Genomic DNA, 15,944 nt, shown 5'->3' with positions numbered 1-15,944 from the left:
ATTTTTTTAAGCTGCTAAGATTCCAAATTGTGCACAGATAATGCCAAAGATGGCTGTACCAATAATCATAAGAATGACATTTGTCTTTTTCTGTAACAACTTATAATAGATTGCAGTTGCCGCTAAAGGTAATAAGCCTGGCATAATACCATCTAATACACTTTGAATCTGTGTAGCTGACTTACCACTACCGATTTTTAATGCTGTTTTAGCTACAACTAGTTCGTTTGTCATACCACCAATGACCATAACCCCTAAAATTGCAGCTGCTAACATGAATTTTTCCATCAAACCAGAGGCCTGAACTTTTTCTAAATAGTTAGCTCCTAATTCATATCCTTTAATTGCACATACATAACGTAAGATGAAAGTAGGAATATTGAAAATTAAGAAGAATAGGATTGGTCCAAGAATATTACCCTTAATAGCAAGAGATGTACCAATACCTACTGCTAATACACGAAGAGTTCCTAAGATAAGTGAATCACCAATACCACTTAAAGGACCCATTAACGCAGCTTTTACTGCATTGATAGATGATGCATCAAAATCATCATTTGCTCTATTCATCTCTTCCATAGCTAGTGTGATACCACCAATGAAAGGTGTGACATGAGCTGTACAGTTAAAGAATTCCAAGTTTCTATGTAATGCTTCTTTTAATCCTTCAGGATCATCTTTATAAATCTTTTTAAGAGCTGGACCTACCATGAATTCAAATCCCATATGCATCTGTCTTTCATAGTGCCATGAGAATTCCATTGGTAATGATCTCCAGAACATTCTAACTAAATCTTTTTCTGTAATAACGCCACCGTTTTCAGCATTGATTGGTGTGCCTACTTTAGAAGTCATCGTCATCATCCTCCTCTACTACATCTGTTGCTAACTGTGTTTTTTTACCTGTGAAATCAATTGTTGTAAAAATGATAATAAGACCTAAGAGTGCGATACCAACTACTGGTAATTTGAAGTATGCTGATAATACAAATCCTAAGAAGAAGAATGGTACGACCTTCTTATTCATGATCATCTGAGCTAACATAGCAAACCCAATGCCTGGTAATAAACCTGTTGCGATAGTTAATCCGTTAGTAATAACAGCTGGAATAGCTTCTACAAATTTCTTCATTGCATCTGAGCCAACTGAGAATCCAATGAACACCATTAAAAATAGTACTGTGCATGTTAAGAACCCTGTAGCCATATGAATGACACTTACCATATGTACATTACCTTTTTCAGCATAGTTATCAGCTACTTTACCAAGCAATGGTCTAACTAATGAGAAGAAGATATTATCAATTGCTACTGCAAGTAAAGCGATTGGGAACGCCATTGTAAATGCAACTGCAGGTCCCTTACCTGTAACAATCGCAAATGCTGTTCCTAATACACCACCAACAATAACGTTTGGCGGAATAAATGCACCAACTGAATAAGAACCTAAGAATGCTAGTTCAAGCGTTGCACCAATCTTAATTCCTGCATCAAGATCACCTAACACTAACCCTACTAATGGGCCCAAAATAATAGGTCTTTGTAACTGATTTGTACCTGTAGCTAAATCACATTTCCCTAAGAATGCGATACAGCCTAGTAAAAACGCCTTCAACATCATAATCTTTTTCCTCCTTTATAGAACGTTTTTAGCTAACATCTTTTTATCTGTTGGAACCATTCGAATTTCAACTTCGTCACCTCTCTCGATTAGTTCCTTTACTAATGAAATTTCTTCATCAGTTAGATTCACTGCTTTAGAAATATTCTTTGTTTCATTTGTAGCCTTTGTTCCACCAAGTGTTACAGAATGAATATCTGCTTTTGTCATCAATTCGTAAGCATCTTTTACGCTTTCAACAATAATAAATAACTTGTATTTATCTGTTACTCCTGAATTTAATGCTTTGATTGAATCTTCAATATTCTTAATAACTAATTTTGTTCCTGCTGGCTTTGCCATTTTAATAGCTGTTTTTCTAAGATTATCATTAGTAACTGCTGTATTTGCAATCAGGATGCAATCAGCTCCTAATGCACTTGTCCAAGAAAATGCTACCTGACCATGCAATAAACGATGATCAACTCTTAACCCTACTAACATAAATCCACCTTCCTTTTTTAGAAATCTTCGTCTTCTGTATTAACGACAATATTATCTTTATTTTTTAATTGAATTCCTTCTTTTCCTTCTTTTAAGGCATTATCAACATCAATACATCCGCTACTGTTTTTAATAACTAATTCTAAAATTATATTCATGTTCATTCCTGAAATAATTTCTACATTATCCATATCCAGCAACTGGATTAAAGCGTTATAAACGCTACCCCCTTTGATATCACATACAATTATGAATTCTTCTAAAGAAGTACTGATCCTTTCTTTTAATTCATTGACATATTCGTTAGGATTGCGTCCTGGTAACAAACTATATGTTTCTACATCAGCAGCTAATTCCCCAACAATCATTTTTACTGAATCAAGCATTCCTGAAGATAATCCTCCATGTGATGCAAGTATGATTTTTGCCATGATTTACACTCCTTTCCACTCATCTTAGTTCAAGCAAACTTCGTGCCAGTTTATAGATTAGTTACGCTTAATCTGTAGAACTAGCTTCCACTTTTAAACAAGCAAAAAGTGTGCCAATTAATGGCACACTAATCATTAATAATATAGTTGTATATATATTCTATTTCTTCATCTGGAATCTCAACGTTGTAGTATGTCTTAACTTCTTTCATTGAGATATTTACTTGATCTATAAATTCTTGATGCTTTTCTTTAAAGTCAAGATCAGTAAAGTTTGAAATAGGTTGTCTTGTCACTAATCTTTCTACAAGACAACAAATATGAACATATAACCCAAAGCATGTTCTATTCTTAAATCTCTTATGTAGGATATTCTGTAAATAATCAATTGCTTTCGCAACATGTTCAAGTAGTTTATCTGGATTTAATATAGTCAAGTTATTCATGACATTGGATAATGTGAAATTACGCAAGATATTCTTTTCGAATATCTCCATCTGAACTTGAGTCATATACTTTCCAAAATATACTTCTATGGCATTCTGACTTTCGTTAATAATCAATTCTTGTATGCCTATATATTTCATAGATTCAATGTTTGGATCAAGTGTTCCAATGACACATACAACCTCATAATCATTCATTAACTGATCATATACCTGTTTACGTATTAAAGCAGGATAATCATAAGTAATAATCTTTAGATTAGAATCTTCAGGTAAAGAATTGAATAAGATTTCTTTGATCTTATCAGCTGTTCCAAGACCTGATGCACAAGAACAAATCACAATAGGTTCTTTCTTTTTCTTAAGTTCTACATGCGTTTTATAGATGTTTTCCTTAAGAATAGAATCGATTACTTCAGTCACTGTTTTATTGAGTTTAATTCCCTGTCCTATTTCTAGCGCACATTTAGTATTAATATTGTTTACTAAGGCAATATCCGCATTACTTGTATCTAATCCCTGATATATTTCTTCAAGAGAACCCATATCAACCAATAAATAAAGCTTTGAGATATTACCAACATATGCAATGTAATCATTGATCTTTCTTGTAATGGTTTGAACATCCACATCTAACGGCATATCAATCGCATCAAATATATAACTATTCAACATTCTATTGGCTGCTTCTGCAATAGAACTTGCAGTTGAATAACCATGTGCAATAATAATCGCAATTGTGAGATCTTCACCAGAATGTACAAAATACTTAATCATACAAATACAGATAATACATTCTACAAAGTCATCAATACCCTGATTCATATTATTCTTTAAGTAATGAGAAACATCCTGTCCTATTTTATATTCACGATGAAGTTCAAGTTTTAGATATTTCTTTAAGTTTTTTACTTCATCATAATTCTCATTGATCCAGTTATTTGTGAGATATGTATTTTTAGAGAATTCTGAGACATATGTAGCCAATGCAATCAACTCATTATGTGAAGTCCTAAAGCCATAATGTTCAGTGATATTATTAAATATCTTTTCTAGATAGTTTGTAAGATAATCAATTGAACCAGCACGATTATCATTAAATATAAGTTTCTCAAAATATCTATCTACAGTATTCTGTGCATTTACTGCAAATGACTGATCTCTTTTAAGATTAATTAATGATTGATAAAAATCTTTAACAATACCCTGATCTGATACAGGAAGAAGTGTGTTAAGAGAGACAAGCTTATGCTTCTTCATAATCATAGAGGAAACATCCATACTATTTCTAATATTTTCAGGTAAATCATAAGCATGAATTTCTAACGTATTTGAATTACTTTTATATAATGCACTCACACAGCTTGCCTGAATAGTATTAGTCAGTTCACCAATATTACCTACAAATGTGTGATTCAATAACAACTCATAAACGTTAGATGAAATAAGAATTGTTTTATTCACACGCTTCTCTTCGTTCTTCAAAAAGCTATACATGAGTTCTAGCTTTTCATTTTCTCCTCTTTGTGCAAGAGATGGAATTGTAAGAATAACTGGAATACGTCTAAGGAATGTTTTTAATAATGCTTTTTGTGGCTCTTCTGTTGTCGCAAATATAATTCTACATTTTGATTTATACCATTTATTGTTGTCACCTACTAAATGATAGATTCCCTGGTCCATATAAAGAAATAATTTTTCTTGACATTCTGCATTTAAACAATGCACTTCATCTAAGAATAATACACCACCATCCGCAAAATGTAATAAACCTAAGTTATCACTATCTGCACCTGTAAAAGCACCTTTTTTATAGCCAAACAGATTAGCTGTGAGTAATTCTGGGTTATTTGCATATTCTGAACAGTTCACCTGTACAAAATTCTTAGATGCATCAATTAGGCCTGTATCTACACAATACTCATACGTAAGTTTAGCCATAAATGATTTACCAGTACCAGTCTGTCCATAAAACAACATAGGTAATCCTACTGGTGGGTAAGATACTGTTGCCTTAATCTTCTCTACAATCTGATACATGCTTTCATTAGACCCAATAAGCTTTTCAAAGTTCTTTAATTCTGTCTGATTGTTTAATTCAGCTTCCAATTCATCTAATGATTTGTATTCATCTGATAAAAGCTTCTTCTTATATTTACTTTCAAGAGAACCTCTTGAAAGATATAAAACAGGGCTTGTTTTGATTTTAATAAGCTTCTTGTCATTAAATAGTTCATTTAATAGTTTTGTTACTTGGTTTCTGCTTAGTTTCAATTCTTTTGATAATTGTACAGATTGACATTCTTCATATGAATTTTGATCCATTCTTCCAATGATCAACAACATGATTTTTTCTTTCAATGAAATCACCTCATAGTTCATGATAAAACAAATAAAACATGTGAGCAACAATAGTTATTCGGTATACTATTTTGATAAATATCTAGATAATAATTGGCACGAATTTTGCTATATAATCGGTAGAGTAAACAGTTTATGAAAACCAGGTTCAGGTGCCTGTTTCATGACTAAATTCACTCAGATAGTTCTTCCAAAACTGGTTTCAACTTGATTTTGAAAATTGCTAAATTCAATGCATCTGCTGAAAAGATAAAAAGCGTCCGAAACAGGGCATAATGAAGGTATCGTCTGTCCGGAGGCTATTTCCGGCAAGCATATGTTCAGGAAATCTTCATGCTAGAACTCCATTGCATAGTCAGTGCCATTGATATGGTAGAAGAGCTGATCTGCATTGTAGATGGGGTTCCCATCGGTTATGAACACCAGGTCGTCAGGAATCTCATCGTAGTGCATGAGTACGTCGTGAATGGACTTGACGGCATTGAGGGTGTCACGCTGAGGCGTCTGACTTCTCTTATTGGCTCTCCGTGCTTTTCAATGTGCTCCCTGTTGTAGTCATCGAAGCTCATCTGCCTGTATGTCTGGGATTCAGGTTTTCTGAACACAGGAGGCCTGCTGTCAACGGTAAAGTCGGCATACTCCTGCATGCGTTCCTTAGATCCAAGTGACCGTGCCCAGATCTTACGGCAGGATTGATTTTTCTGTCGAAGTAATCGATGATCCATGAGATATGATTGTGCGCTTCATCAATGTGATAGATGAGGTCAGTGTCCTTGAGAGCGTTACTGACGTTTTCAGGAATGTTCTTCACGAGAAGCAGAAGCTCAATGAACTTAAGGAACTTGAAATTCTGCTTAGAGAATTTATCAATTACTTTCTTAATCTGTGTTTTACTAGCCATGTGGGTTATCCGTCTTTCTTGATGGTTTAGTTGCTAACAAGTATAGCACGGATAATCCATTTTTGTTTTGGAAAAACATAAACCTGACAGGATAAGTACAGTTAACAGCTGCTTATATAGAGAACATTGAGGGGTAGTGAATGTTCATTGCATCATGCAAACTTTTGACACTACCTATAATAGTGAGGGTGGATGAATATGAAACAAAAAATGCAATATATTCAAACATTAAAGCAAACATTAAAATTAAATCAAAAACTATTAAAATCGTTAGATTTCCTTACTGACAACATTGATGATATCAATAAAGTTGTTCAACAAGTATTAGAAACCAATCCTTTTTTAGAACTGAAATCACCTAAAAACTATGATACACAGCAGTTTATTGAAAGTATTTCTAATAAACGTTCTTTAAAAGATGATCTCTATTTACAATTAAGTGCATGTACTCGTCCATATAATGAAGATTTGATGGATTATTTGATTGAATCATTAGACGATAGTGGGTTCTTATCCTACCCTATTGATCAATATATCACTGACTTGAATATAGATAGAGAAATTCTTAATGCTCATTTAGATATATTACATTCTTTTGAACCAAATGGTGTTGGTGCAGCTGATGCGATTGATTCAATTATCATTCAATTAAAAAATAATAATAAAACAAAAAGCTATACACTATTTAGAGATTATCAGGATGTGATCTTAACTCAGAACTATTCACTCATTAAACAGAAAACAGGATTGAAAAAAGAAGAAATAGACCATTTATTTTATGAAATACGTTCTTGTAATCCTTTCCCATGTAATATGTATAGTTCATCCCAGGATGATTATATCTCACCAGATATTTTAATAGAGGTAGAAGATTCCAATATCATGATTACCCCTATCAATCAACCTGAACTCATAGTAAATAATCTTCTTTATGAGAAGGTAAAGAATGATGAGAATATGAAAGCTTATTTTAATGATGCACATTTCTTAATTGAAAATCTTACAAAGAGAAATCAAACAATATTATTTGTCGCAAATGCTTTAGTTCATATCCAAAGTGGTTATTTCTTATACGATGATGAGTTATATCCATGTACTTTATCACAACTTGCAAGTGAAACAGGATTCCATGAATCTACTATTTCACGTACATTAAATAATAAGTACTACAGCTATAATGGTGAGGTTTATCCTCTTAAACAACTTCTTGTTTCTCAAACTGCCTCAGGGGATAGTAGTGATTCTATTAAAAAGGCTATTGTGGAATTAGTTGATAGTGAAGATAAAGAACATCCACTTTCGGATAATCAGATTCTTAAAAAACTAGAAGAATTAGAACTACATTGTTCACGTCGAGTAATTGTCAAGTATAGACAACAATTGAATATTCCTTCGTCTACTAAACGTAAGGCTATTAAATAAGTCAGTGGCTTATCTAAACTGGTTCAAAAGTCAAGGACAGAATGTTGAAAGTCCCTGCTAAATGAGCATCACCGTAAGGTATTACTCATTTTTTCGCGCCCTCTATCACGCTTTTTCCACAAGATAAATTATCACAATAAGTGCAACAGCCTATAAGAATAAAAAAAGCTATTATTGAATAGGCTTTGAACAAACAACATTCTTATTAAACAAAAGTAAAATTTAGATTGCTTAAAATGTATGAAAAAAGTGCTACTTTATATAGCACTCTTAGTCAACTTTGATGACTTCTACATTCATTTCATTGAGATAGATTTCATCTTCTTGAGGAATATGGGTATCCGTGTAAACCTTAGCGACATTTTTTGTATCCAGGAGATTGACTGTACCGATATGGCCAAACTTCTCACTTTCTGTCACGATTATAACCTGGGTTGCCTGTTTTGCCATTTCTCTGACAGTCTCAGCGCGTAAATAGTCCTTTCCTGTAAAGCCTGATTTCTCTGAAAAGCCATCTGCACCAATAAAGTACTTATCGACAAAGAAATTCTTGGCATTATTTATTGTGATTGGTCCAACAAGAACCTGGGATGATGCTTGATATTCACCACCAAGCAAGATAACTTTAACTTCTTCATTACGTATGTAATCAGCAATGAAAGCTGAGTTAGTAATAATGGTGATGTTTTTCTTGCTTTGGGCAATCTCTAATGCAACGAGTGCACAACAAGAACCTGATTCTATCATGATGGTTTCACCATCATGGATATCTTCACATACTTTCTTAGCTATGCGCTGTTTCATTTCATAGTGATACGCTAATCTATTATTCATATCATCACTGTTATTTAATGTCGCATAGCCATGATTACGGATAATGAGACCTTGTTGTGTTAGGGCATCTAAGTCTTTACGAATAGTGACTTGGGAAACTTCCATCATTTCTGCAAGTTCTTTGACTTCTAGTTTTTCATGCTTTGTAAGAGCGTCAAGAATACGATTTTGTCTTTCTTTCATATTGTTTTACCTCTTTTGTATTCTAACACATTTAGTTTCATTTGAAATATGTATAAAAGAAAAAGTCCATAATTTGGACTTTCTGTTATTATTTTTGATTCAGTTCTTCTTTAATCTTTTTAAACTGCCTGTCTACAAAGATTAAGATTGGGATAAGGATCAGAAGTGTAATAATGACTTCTACCTCTAAAGACCAAGATAGCTTTTCACCTAATGTACGCATTAGAACCAATACTAATGGATAGGCAAACATAATGACGGATAAGATATTAGCTCTTGTTTTCCCTTTCAATATAATGACCTCCTCCCATAGCTAATACTTTCTTACTTATAGTATATATGATAATTATTGATTCTATGTTGTCTTTTTTGCTTTTATTTTTGCATTTTTCAACACAAAAAGGTCGATTGCTCGACCTTAAGCTTACTCATATGCCTGATCTTCATCATATTCAACAAGATCATCAAATGTCTGTCTTCTAATGACAACTTTACTTTTACCTTTATACGTAAAGACAACAGCTGGCTTAGGTAACTGGTTGTAGTTAGATGACATTGTATAGTTATAAGCACCTGTTGAGAAGACGGCAAAGATATCACCTGCTTCAATATTGCCTGTGACATGGAGATCCTTACAAATCAGGTCCCCAGACTCACAGCACTTACCGGCAATTGTGACAACTTTTGTCTTTGTCTCACCAGCTTTATTAGCTACAACGCCATCATACTTTGCATCATAGAGTGGGGTACGAATATTATCAGCCATACCACCATCAATGGATACATATGTACGTACATCAGGAATTTCCTTAATCGCACCAACAGTATAAAGTGTAATACCGGCATTGCCGACAACCCAGCGACCTGGTTCAATTAAGACCATTGGTCTTTCCCAGCCACGTTTTTCATAAGCTTCACTGATGACATTCATGATTTCTTCTGTAATAGTTTCAAAGTCAAGAGGGTGGTCTAGCTTATTGTAGGCAATACCATAACCACCACCAGCATTGATCTTCCTAACAACAACCCCAAATGTCTTATAGATTTCATCAACAAATCCCATAAATGTACGCATCGCTGAAATATAAGCATAGAGGTCAAAGACCTGAGAACCAATATGGGCATGTAAGCCTTCAAATTCCATATTCTTACTATCAAGAATCTTTTTGATCGCTTTGAGATAAATACCATAATGACTAGAGAAGCCAAATTTTGTATCAACATGGCCAGTCTGAATGAAGTTATGTCCACCTGCTTTAATACCTGGAACAACACGTACTGTTGCTTTAACTACAGTATCTAATTCACCTGCAATCTTGTCACATAATTCTAGTTCATAGAAGTTATCAACGACAAAGTGTGTAACCCCGTGTTTTAAAGCATATTCGATTTCACTAGGTAATTTGTTGTTGCCATGGAAATAGATTTTATCAGGATCAAAGCCTGCTCTTAGGGCAATGCTGATTTCACCTGCAGAGACACAATCAATTCCAATGCCATATTCACTTGCAAGTTTATAGATGGCAAGACAGCTAAATGATTTGGATGCAAATAATGGTAATGTGTTTTCATATTTGTCCATGAACTTCTCTTTGAGTTCATTCATTTGATGTCTGATATGTCCTTCACTCATAACATAGAGTGGAGTACCATATTTTTTCGCTAAGTCTGTGGCTTTAACGCCATCGATATAGAGGTCGTTACCTCTTATATCCGCAAATTGTGTTTGTAATACCATTTTTGCATTTCCTCTCATGTATTAATTATATAGTGTTTCTAAGTTATAGAATCCAACTTCTTTTTGTGATAAAGCTTTCAAGGCGCTAACTGCACCTTTTGCAAAGATGTCTCTGCTTAAGGCAGTATGTTTAATTTCGATCAGTTCATCATCGCCACCATAGAGAACAGTATGTTCACCATAAATTGTCCCCGCACGAATAGACTGAATACCAATTTCATTATGTTCTCTTGCGACATGTTTAGATTGACGATCATAAACAGGATGAGCACCATCAATAGAGCTAGCTGCGGTATTGTAAAGCATTACAGCTGTACCACTAGGGGCATCAATCTTACGATGATGATGAGCTTCAGTAATCTCGACATCAAAATTGTGATTGTAGAAATCCTGTGTAAATTCTTTGACCATCTTGTTAAGCATGGCAACACCATAAGATGTGTTATAGCTCTGGAAGACAGGAACTTCTTTAGCTAAGTCATGAATAGCTTGAAGCTGTTCTTCACTAAAGCCCGTTGTCGCAAGAACTACAGGAATCTTATGTGCACGGACATAAGTCATAATGCTTTCTAAATTAGCAGGATGTGAGAAGTCAATAACAGCATCAGCTTCTTCTTTCACATCATTGATATTTGTATAATAAGGGACTTCTGGTGTTTGATCAAAAACAGGAGATACAACTGCTGCAAGTGTTAATGTCTCATCTTCATTAACAGCCTTACATACCTTCTTTCCCATCACACCATATCCAACAACAATAACTCTCATAAACTACCATCCTTTACTTTCAAAAGATTTCATCGCATCAAACAACAACTGTTTATTCTCATTTGTCGTAGGAATAAGTGGTTTTCTTAATGCTTCTGATTCAATATAACCCATATGTTTTAATGCAGCCTTAGGCATAATTGGGTTTGTATCAATAAATAAGTACTTAGAAACATCATTGAAATCTAAAGCCATTTCTCTTGCTTTTTCTAAGTCTCCCTTTAATGCATATTGGGCAAACATTTCTGTTTCTCTTGGATAAAGGTTAGCAAGAACTGAGATCACACCTTTTCCTCCAGCAGCAATAAATGGCAAGATATTGTCATCACAGCCAGAATATAAATTAAAGTCCATGTCTCTTGTACGTGTTAAGACTTCCATGGCATAAGCAATATCATCTGTAGCATCCTTCATAGCGACAATATTAGGAACTTTCGCTAATTCAACAACTGTATCAACACTAATCTTCATGCCTGTTCTACCTGGTACATTGTACATAATGAGTGGTAATTCAGGGGCTGCTGCGGCCACTGTCTTATAGTGATCAATTAAGCCACGCTGGCTTGTCTTATTGTAGTATGGTGTAACGACCAAGTTGGCATCAGCACCAACAGCGGCATTAAATTTTGCCTTTTCTACAGCCACAGCTGTATTATTTGAACCACCACCAGCAATAACCTTAGTCTTTGTACCTTTACACATATCAACAGCAATCTTCGTTAATTCCTGTTCATCTTCCCATGTAATCGTTGCTGGTTCACCTGTTGTCCCATTGACAAGAACAGCCTGCTGTCCACCATCAATCATACGTTGTACATGTTTCTTAAATCCTTCAAAATCAATACTGCCATCATCATGCATAGGCAAAATCATAGCAACTGCACTACCTTCAAATAATGCCATTATTCAATTCCCTCCTTGATTTCTTTTTGTGCCTTCTTGAGATATTTCTTATCAATAACTAAAGAAATAGAGATTTCACTTGTCGTGATCTGATAGAAAGGAATCTGGGCTTTACCGAGAATCTGGAAGACTCTTGCAGCTACACCGGATTCATCCTTCATATCTTCACCCTCAACTACTAGTTTACCAGTATTCTTGCTGGAATACACTTCCATTCGTGGGTGATCCTCTAAAATCTGTTTTATGGCCTGATTAAGTTTGGACTGGTCTTTAGCTTCACAGGTGAAATCAATCTGCATTTCATTTTCTAAGTTTGCACTAGAAATCATATCGATATTAATATCATGACTTGCTAGTACACCAAAGATCTGTCCGACAAATAATGAATTCTTTTCAACATTCTTCATTCTTACCTGAATAATGTCTTCATCAATTTCAACACGTGTAATAACCTTCTTATCCATTGTCATTCCTCCTGATATATAAAAAAGTACAATAGATGAGGGCTACTGTACTTGAAAAAACATATAAGTTCAATAGCACTCCACATTCCTGTGACAGTGAAGTAGATATTCTCTAAATCACCAGGAAAAACAAGTTTACAGCCTCATTCAACCTTCGGCGGTTTCTCCTCCAACAATACCTGTCTGTAAACATTGATACTGTCTTCTTAGCACCCGCGCCTCTATTTAGGCAAATACTAACACAAAGCGTATGAAAATACAATGAAGCATTTCAAATATCTTGAATAAGTGCTGATTTTATATTGTATAATAGGAGTGAGGTGATGATCTTGAAACTTGTACAAATCATACTCTATATCTTACTTGTCATTATTCCAATGCTTTACTTTTTACATCTCTTAAAAAGAGAAAGCCTGTTCTATAAATGTCTTGTTGTATTGATTGCCTTATTTTCTGGCAATGGCATATGGCTGAAGTTCTACTTTCATCCCAATAATCTTCTCTTTGAATATTTTGTCATTGCGACCCAGGTACAGCTCTGGTTCCTCTATATTCTCTTCTTGATTATTGTTCTTTACCGCTTTCTCTTTACATTTATTCGTCATAAACCATTTCGTAAAGGCCATATCTTAATCATCATTCTAACAATTACTTTAACTGCTTCAGGCTTCACTGAACACTATATGAAAAGGCGTCATCACTATGATGTCACCATCAATAAACAAAGCAGTATGAAAAACTTAAAGCTCTGTGTTGTTTCTGATTTTCATATTGGTACTGGTTCTTATCTCAAGACAGTTGATAACTTTGTCAATCGTGTCAATGGTGAACATTATGATGCCATCTTGATGGTGGGGGATATCTTTGATGAAAATACACCGGATGCACTAATTCCACAATGTCTTAAATCCTTCAGTCATCTTAAAAGCACCTATGGCACATATGCGATTGCCGGCAACCATGAGTACTACCGCAAGAATACAAACTTCCTGAACGACCTCAACAAGTATCATATTCATTACTTACGTAATCAGTATGTTGAGGTTGATGGAAAATTTAATATTGTTGGCTTTAATGACCATACAAGTCATGACCACTACAACATCAATCAAGTTATCGCCAACATGAACAAGAGCCTCCCAACAATCACCCTTGATCATAACCCCGATCGTTATAAAAAATACCATGACTTTACAGACTTACAGCTTTCTGGTCATACCCATAATGGTCAGATCTTCCCCGGCAATATCTTCATGAACCTTTACTTTGATTATTCTTATGGACAACATCAATATGGTCATGAAGATATCATTGTCACTAGTGGGATGGGGAGCTGGGGATTCCCATTCAGACTTGGTACCCAAGCTGAATATTGTGATATTAACCTTCAATTTAGTAAAAAGTAAGTGACACATTCAAATAAGTGTGTGAACGCTTACAAAAAGACGCCCTTTTTACGAAAAAGCTATAGACAACCTCTCTAAAAATCGTTATAGTACTAGCGAAGTTAATCAATACATACTTCAAAAGAGAGGGTATTATATGACTATCACAGTACAGAAAGAATTCGAAAATATCGAAAAAGATGTCACAAAAAAAATAGATAAATATATAGAAGAATATAATCTGTCCGTTGAACAAAATGCCAAAGAAAATCTAGCCATCCACCTCGCACTCTCAATCACAAGAGAATTATCAGGTAACTATATTCAGACAAGTCATTCACAGTTAGAAAGCTGTAAAGACTTACCTACATATCCTATCGCTAAGAAATTAGTGATGGAATTGGCAGATGATTATAATACAGGCGCAAGTGAACTTGACTTCTATACCGCAGCTATGTATTTATCCAATCTTGATCAATGGGATTTAGAATTTAATTCTACATTTGATATTATTGATGATGAAATGGGTTCTATTATGGATGAGGCTCTTGATGAAATTAAAGATAAGCTTGGTGTTGATCTTAAGCTTAATGACACATTCTATAAAGGCATGACATTACATTTCTATCCTGCATTAGAGAGATTAAAACATAATAATCAGTTAATGGACAACCCATTAGTAGATATGGTATCAGCCAGTCATGAAAAGGAATATCAGTGTGCTGAAATTCTGAATAATATTGTCAAAAAGCATTACAACAAAGATTTCAATGAAAATGAACTTGGCTATATCACACTACATTTCGGAACAGCATTCTATAGTCCAGAAAGTCATTAGAGGATTCCTGACGGAATCCTCTTTTTATTTAATGAGATAGGCAAAAATATTTAAGAAGATAACCACACACCCTACAATAAAACTATTCTGGATGATTTCATGACGATCCTGTTTATAGGTATAGTAGATTGTGCCTAAGCCAAAGAATATCTCCATAAAAGCAAGCCTTTGAATATAATGTGCTATAAAATGATATTTATTCGTATTCAAGAAATAAACCATGACAAAAAAGATTACAAGTATAATACTAAAACAGTTCTTGAAGAAACCTAACTTATTCTTCACAATCATCACTCCCTGTATGTATTGTGACATTATTTCTACCACAAATTCAATATCTATTACAATGCAATATTGCCATAATCCATTAGTACCTATATTAATGTTATAATGCTATTTCTATTGAATTAATTCTACTTTCATTTTAATTGTTTTATTTTTGAAAATACTTCGTTTGTTTTTAAATTAAATATAAATATTTTATCATTTGACTTTATATATAAATACCTACTATCTTCCACATCATTACATGATATCAAATAATAATCTCCATATTCGGCATTATTGAACCATCCTGCTGTGTAATTTTTATTAAATACTCCCTTTATTTTCTCACCATAATCCAAATCATTGATATATTTTATCTCACTAATGTCTGAATAATAAATACTTTCTTCGCTACATAATGGTGCCTTCATTGAAATTTTTTCATTATCATAGTTAACAACTGGTTCTGACTGAAAATCTACTATAGTAAATACAATTATCATAAAAGGAAAAAAAAGAATAAAAATAGAAATTAGTATATTATTTTTTTTTGACATTTTATAGTCCCCCTTTATATTTTCTATTATCTTTTTGTTAAACCTCTTTCATATCTATAATTGATATTTCATTAAAGGTATCTTTTATAACACATCACATGAAAAACTGGGAATAGTCCCAGTTAATGGACAATCTTAGAGAGGATAAAGAGAATGGTGGCTTCAATACCTGTCGCCACTGAGAGAAAGAGCGTGAGTAAGCTAATATAGTAGAGATAGGGGTTGTTTCCTGTATTGATGGCTGTAGAAATGAGAAAAACAAGTAGTGCTGGAATGAAAACAAAGAGCACTTTCTTACTATAATCCTTATAGCGTTCTCCTGGTGTTTTATACTGCATATTC

17 protein-coding genes and 1 riboswitch are annotated in these 15,944 nt (G+C 34.0%); of the genes, 3 read left to right on the top strand and 14 right to left on the bottom strand.

All coding sequences use genetic code 11. The features are described 5' to 3' along the window. Positions 1 to 6 precede the first annotated feature (6 nt). From T529_RS0101790 to T529_RS0101770, 5 genes are all read right to left on the bottom strand, one after another. On the bottom strand, positions 7 to 855 hold the full coding sequence (locus T529_RS0101790) for a PTS system mannose/fructose/sorbose family transporter subunit IID (protein ID WP_051646792.1): 849 nt from the start codon (positions 853 to 855) through the stop codon (positions 7 to 9). After that, positions 845 to 1,621: a PTS mannose/fructose/sorbose/N-acetylgalactosamine transporter subunit IIC gene (locus T529_RS0101785; RefSeq protein WP_238560767.1), complete on the bottom strand. Its 777-nt coding sequence runs from the start codon at positions 1,619 to 1,621 to the stop codon at positions 845 to 847. The genes T529_RS0101790 and T529_RS0101785 overlap by 11 nt, the downstream gene beginning before the upstream one ends. 15 nt (positions 1,622 to 1,636) lie before the next feature. After that, on the bottom strand, positions 1,637 to 2,104 hold the full coding sequence (locus tag T529_RS0101780; protein WP_033161903.1) for a PTS sugar transporter subunit IIB: 468 nt from the start codon (positions 2,102 to 2,104) through the stop codon (positions 1,637 to 1,639). A 17-nt stretch (positions 2,105 to 2,121) separates the two neighbouring features. Continuing rightward, complete coding sequence (locus T529_RS0101775) at positions 2,122 to 2,535, bottom strand: PTS sugar transporter subunit IIA (RefSeq protein WP_033161902.1); 414 nt, start codon at positions 2,533 to 2,535, stop codon at positions 2,122 to 2,124. Positions 2,536 to 2,663: 128 nt separating this feature from the next. Continuing rightward, on the bottom strand, positions 2,664 to 5,351 hold the full coding sequence (locus tag T529_RS0101770; RefSeq protein ID WP_238560766.1) for a sigma 54-interacting transcriptional regulator: 2,688 nt from the start codon (positions 5,349 to 5,351) through the stop codon (positions 2,664 to 2,666). 1,090 nt (positions 5,352 to 6,441) lie between these two features. Between T529_RS0101770 and rpoN the strand changes: the two genes are divergently transcribed. After that, the gene (gene rpoN, locus T529_RS0101760) at positions 6,442 to 7,665 is read left to right on the top strand and encodes an RNA polymerase factor sigma-54 (protein ID WP_033161899.1); all 1,224 of its coding nucleotides are present in this window, start codon (positions 6,442 to 6,444) and stop codon (positions 7,663 to 7,665) included. 270 nt (positions 7,666 to 7,935) lie between these two features. Here the strand turns inward: rpoN and T529_RS0101755 are convergent, their stop codons facing one another. The 6 genes from T529_RS0101755 to T529_RS0101730 all read right to left on the bottom strand — a co-directional run bounded on the left by T529_RS0101755 (position 7,936) and on the right by T529_RS0101730 (position 12,555). Continuing rightward, positions 7,936 to 8,682: a DeoR/GlpR family DNA-binding transcription regulator gene (locus T529_RS0101755; RefSeq protein WP_033161898.1), complete on the bottom strand. Its 747-nt coding sequence runs from the start codon at positions 8,680 to 8,682 to the stop codon at positions 7,936 to 7,938. Between the two features lie 88 nt (positions 8,683 to 8,770). After that, positions 8,771 to 8,974 (bottom strand): hypothetical protein, encoded by a 204-nt coding sequence (locus tag T529_RS0101750; protein WP_033161897.1) that lies wholly within the window; start codon positions 8,972 to 8,974, stop codon positions 8,771 to 8,773. A gap of 132 nt (positions 8,975 to 9,106) precedes the next feature. Beyond that, positions 9,107 to 10,420 (bottom strand): diaminopimelate decarboxylase, encoded by a 1,314-nt coding sequence (gene lysA, locus T529_RS0101745; RefSeq protein WP_033161896.1) that lies wholly within the window; start codon positions 10,418 to 10,420, stop codon positions 9,107 to 9,109. Between the two features lie 21 nt (positions 10,421 to 10,441). Further along, entirely contained in the window at positions 10,442 to 11,188 is a 747-nt protein-coding gene (dapB, locus tag T529_RS0101740) for a 4-hydroxy-tetrahydrodipicolinate reductase (RefSeq protein WP_033161895.1), read from the bottom strand. A 3-nt stretch (positions 11,189 to 11,191) separates the two neighbouring features. Further along, positions 11,192 to 12,091 (bottom strand): 4-hydroxy-tetrahydrodipicolinate synthase, encoded by a 900-nt coding sequence (gene dapA, locus T529_RS0101735; protein ID WP_033161894.1) that lies wholly within the window; start codon positions 12,089 to 12,091, stop codon positions 11,192 to 11,194. Then, a complete protein-coding gene (locus tag T529_RS0101730; RefSeq protein WP_033161893.1) occupies positions 12,091 to 12,555 on the bottom strand; it encodes an ACT domain-containing protein in 465 nt (154 codons plus the stop codon). The genes dapA and T529_RS0101730 overlap by 1 nt, the downstream gene beginning before the upstream one ends. Before the next feature lie 65 nt (positions 12,556 to 12,620). After that, positions 12,621 to 12,787, bottom strand: a riboswitch (Lysine riboswitch). Positions 12,788 to 12,878: 91 nt separating this feature from the next. Here T529_RS0101730 and T529_RS0101725 point away from each other — a divergent pair. Both T529_RS0101725 and T529_RS0101720 read left to right on the top strand, forming a co-directional pair. Beyond that, positions 12,879 to 13,961, top strand: a complete 1,083-nt coding sequence (locus tag T529_RS0101725) for a metallophosphoesterase (protein ID WP_033161892.1) — start codon at positions 12,879 to 12,881, stop codon at positions 13,959 to 13,961. Positions 13,962 to 14,097: 136 nt separating this feature from the next. After that, a complete protein-coding gene (locus tag T529_RS0101720; RefSeq protein ID WP_033161891.1) occupies positions 14,098 to 14,778 on the top strand; it encodes a BglG family transcription antiterminator in 681 nt (226 codons plus the stop codon). A gap of 24 nt (positions 14,779 to 14,802) precedes the next feature. On the opposite strand, the gene T529_RS0101715 is transcribed toward T529_RS0101720, so the two are convergent. The 3 genes from T529_RS0101715 to T529_RS0101705 form a co-directional block, all read right to left on the bottom strand. After that, complete coding sequence (locus T529_RS0101715; protein WP_143122796.1) at positions 14,803 to 15,063, bottom strand: hypothetical protein; 261 nt, start codon at positions 15,061 to 15,063, stop codon at positions 14,803 to 14,805. Between the two features lie 134 nt (positions 15,064 to 15,197). Then, entirely contained in the window at positions 15,198 to 15,602 is a 405-nt protein-coding gene (locus tag T529_RS0101710) for a PH domain-containing protein (protein ID WP_033161889.1), read from the bottom strand. A gap of 122 nt (positions 15,603 to 15,724) precedes the next feature. After that, the gene (locus tag T529_RS0101705; protein WP_156032135.1) at positions 15,725 to 15,940 is read right to left on the bottom strand and encodes a hypothetical protein; all 216 of its coding nucleotides are present in this window, start codon (positions 15,938 to 15,940) and stop codon (positions 15,725 to 15,727) included. Positions 15,941 to 15,944 lie beyond the last annotated feature (4 nt).

Origin of the sequence: Sharpea azabuensis DSM 18934 (assembly GCF_000702165.1) — a bacterium.
Taxonomy (GTDB): Bacteria; Bacillota_I; Bacilli_A; order Erysipelotrichales; family Coprobacillaceae; genus Sharpea; species Sharpea azabuensis.
Note: the sequence above shows the minus strand (reverse complement) of the source record. Positions and strands in the feature narration are given on the sequence as shown.

What these genes read in the sequence shown, in the direction of transcription:
- T529_RS0101790 (WP_051646792.1), bottom strand. Translation starts at nt 855, where the DNA reads ATGACTTCTAAAGTAGGCACACCAATCAATGCTGAAAACGGTGGCGTT.
- T529_RS0101785 (WP_238560767.1), bottom strand. Translation starts at nt 1,621, where the DNA reads ATGATGTTGAAGGCGTTTTTACTAGGCTGTATCGCATTCTTAGGGAAA.
- T529_RS0101780 (WP_033161903.1), bottom strand. Translation starts at nt 2,104, where the DNA reads ATGTTAGTAGGGTTAAGAGTTGATCATCGTTTATTGCATGGTCAGGTA.
- T529_RS0101775 (WP_033161902.1), bottom strand. Translation starts at nt 2,535, where the DNA reads ATGGCAAAAATCATACTTGCATCACATGGAGGATTATCTTCAGGAATG.
- rpoN (WP_033161899.1), top strand. Translation starts at nt 6,442, where the DNA reads ATGAAACAAAAAATGCAATATATTCAAACATTAAAGCAAACATTAAAA.
- T529_RS0101755 (WP_033161898.1), bottom strand. Translation starts at nt 8,682, where the DNA reads ATGAAAGAAAGACAAAATCGTATTCTTGACGCTCTTACAAAGCATGAA.
- lysA (WP_033161896.1), bottom strand. Translation starts at nt 10,420, where the DNA reads ATGGTATTACAAACACAATTTGCGGATATAAGAGGTAACGACCTCTAT.
- dapB (WP_033161895.1), bottom strand. Translation starts at nt 11,188, where the DNA reads ATGAGAGTTATTGTTGTTGGATATGGTGTGATGGGAAAGAAGGTATGT.
- dapA (WP_033161894.1), bottom strand. Translation starts at nt 12,091, where the DNA reads ATGGCATTATTTGAAGGTAGTGCAGTTGCTATGATTTTGCCTATGCAT.
- T529_RS0101730 (WP_033161893.1), bottom strand. Translation starts at nt 12,555, where the DNA reads ATGGATAAGAAGGTTATTACACGTGTTGAAATTGATGAAGACATTATT.
- T529_RS0101725 (WP_033161892.1), top strand. Translation starts at nt 12,879, where the DNA reads ATGATCTTGAAACTTGTACAAATCATACTCTATATCTTACTTGTCATT.
- T529_RS0101720 (WP_033161891.1), top strand. Translation starts at nt 14,098, where the DNA reads ATGACTATCACAGTACAGAAAGAATTCGAAAATATCGAAAAAGATGTC.
- T529_RS0101710 (WP_033161889.1), bottom strand. Translation starts at nt 15,602, where the DNA reads ATGTCAAAAAAAAATAATATACTAATTTCTATTTTTATTCTTTTTTTT.
- T529_RS0101705 (WP_156032135.1), bottom strand. Translation starts at nt 15,940, where the DNA reads ATGCAGTATAAAACACCAGGAGAACGCTATAAGGATTATAGTAAGAAA.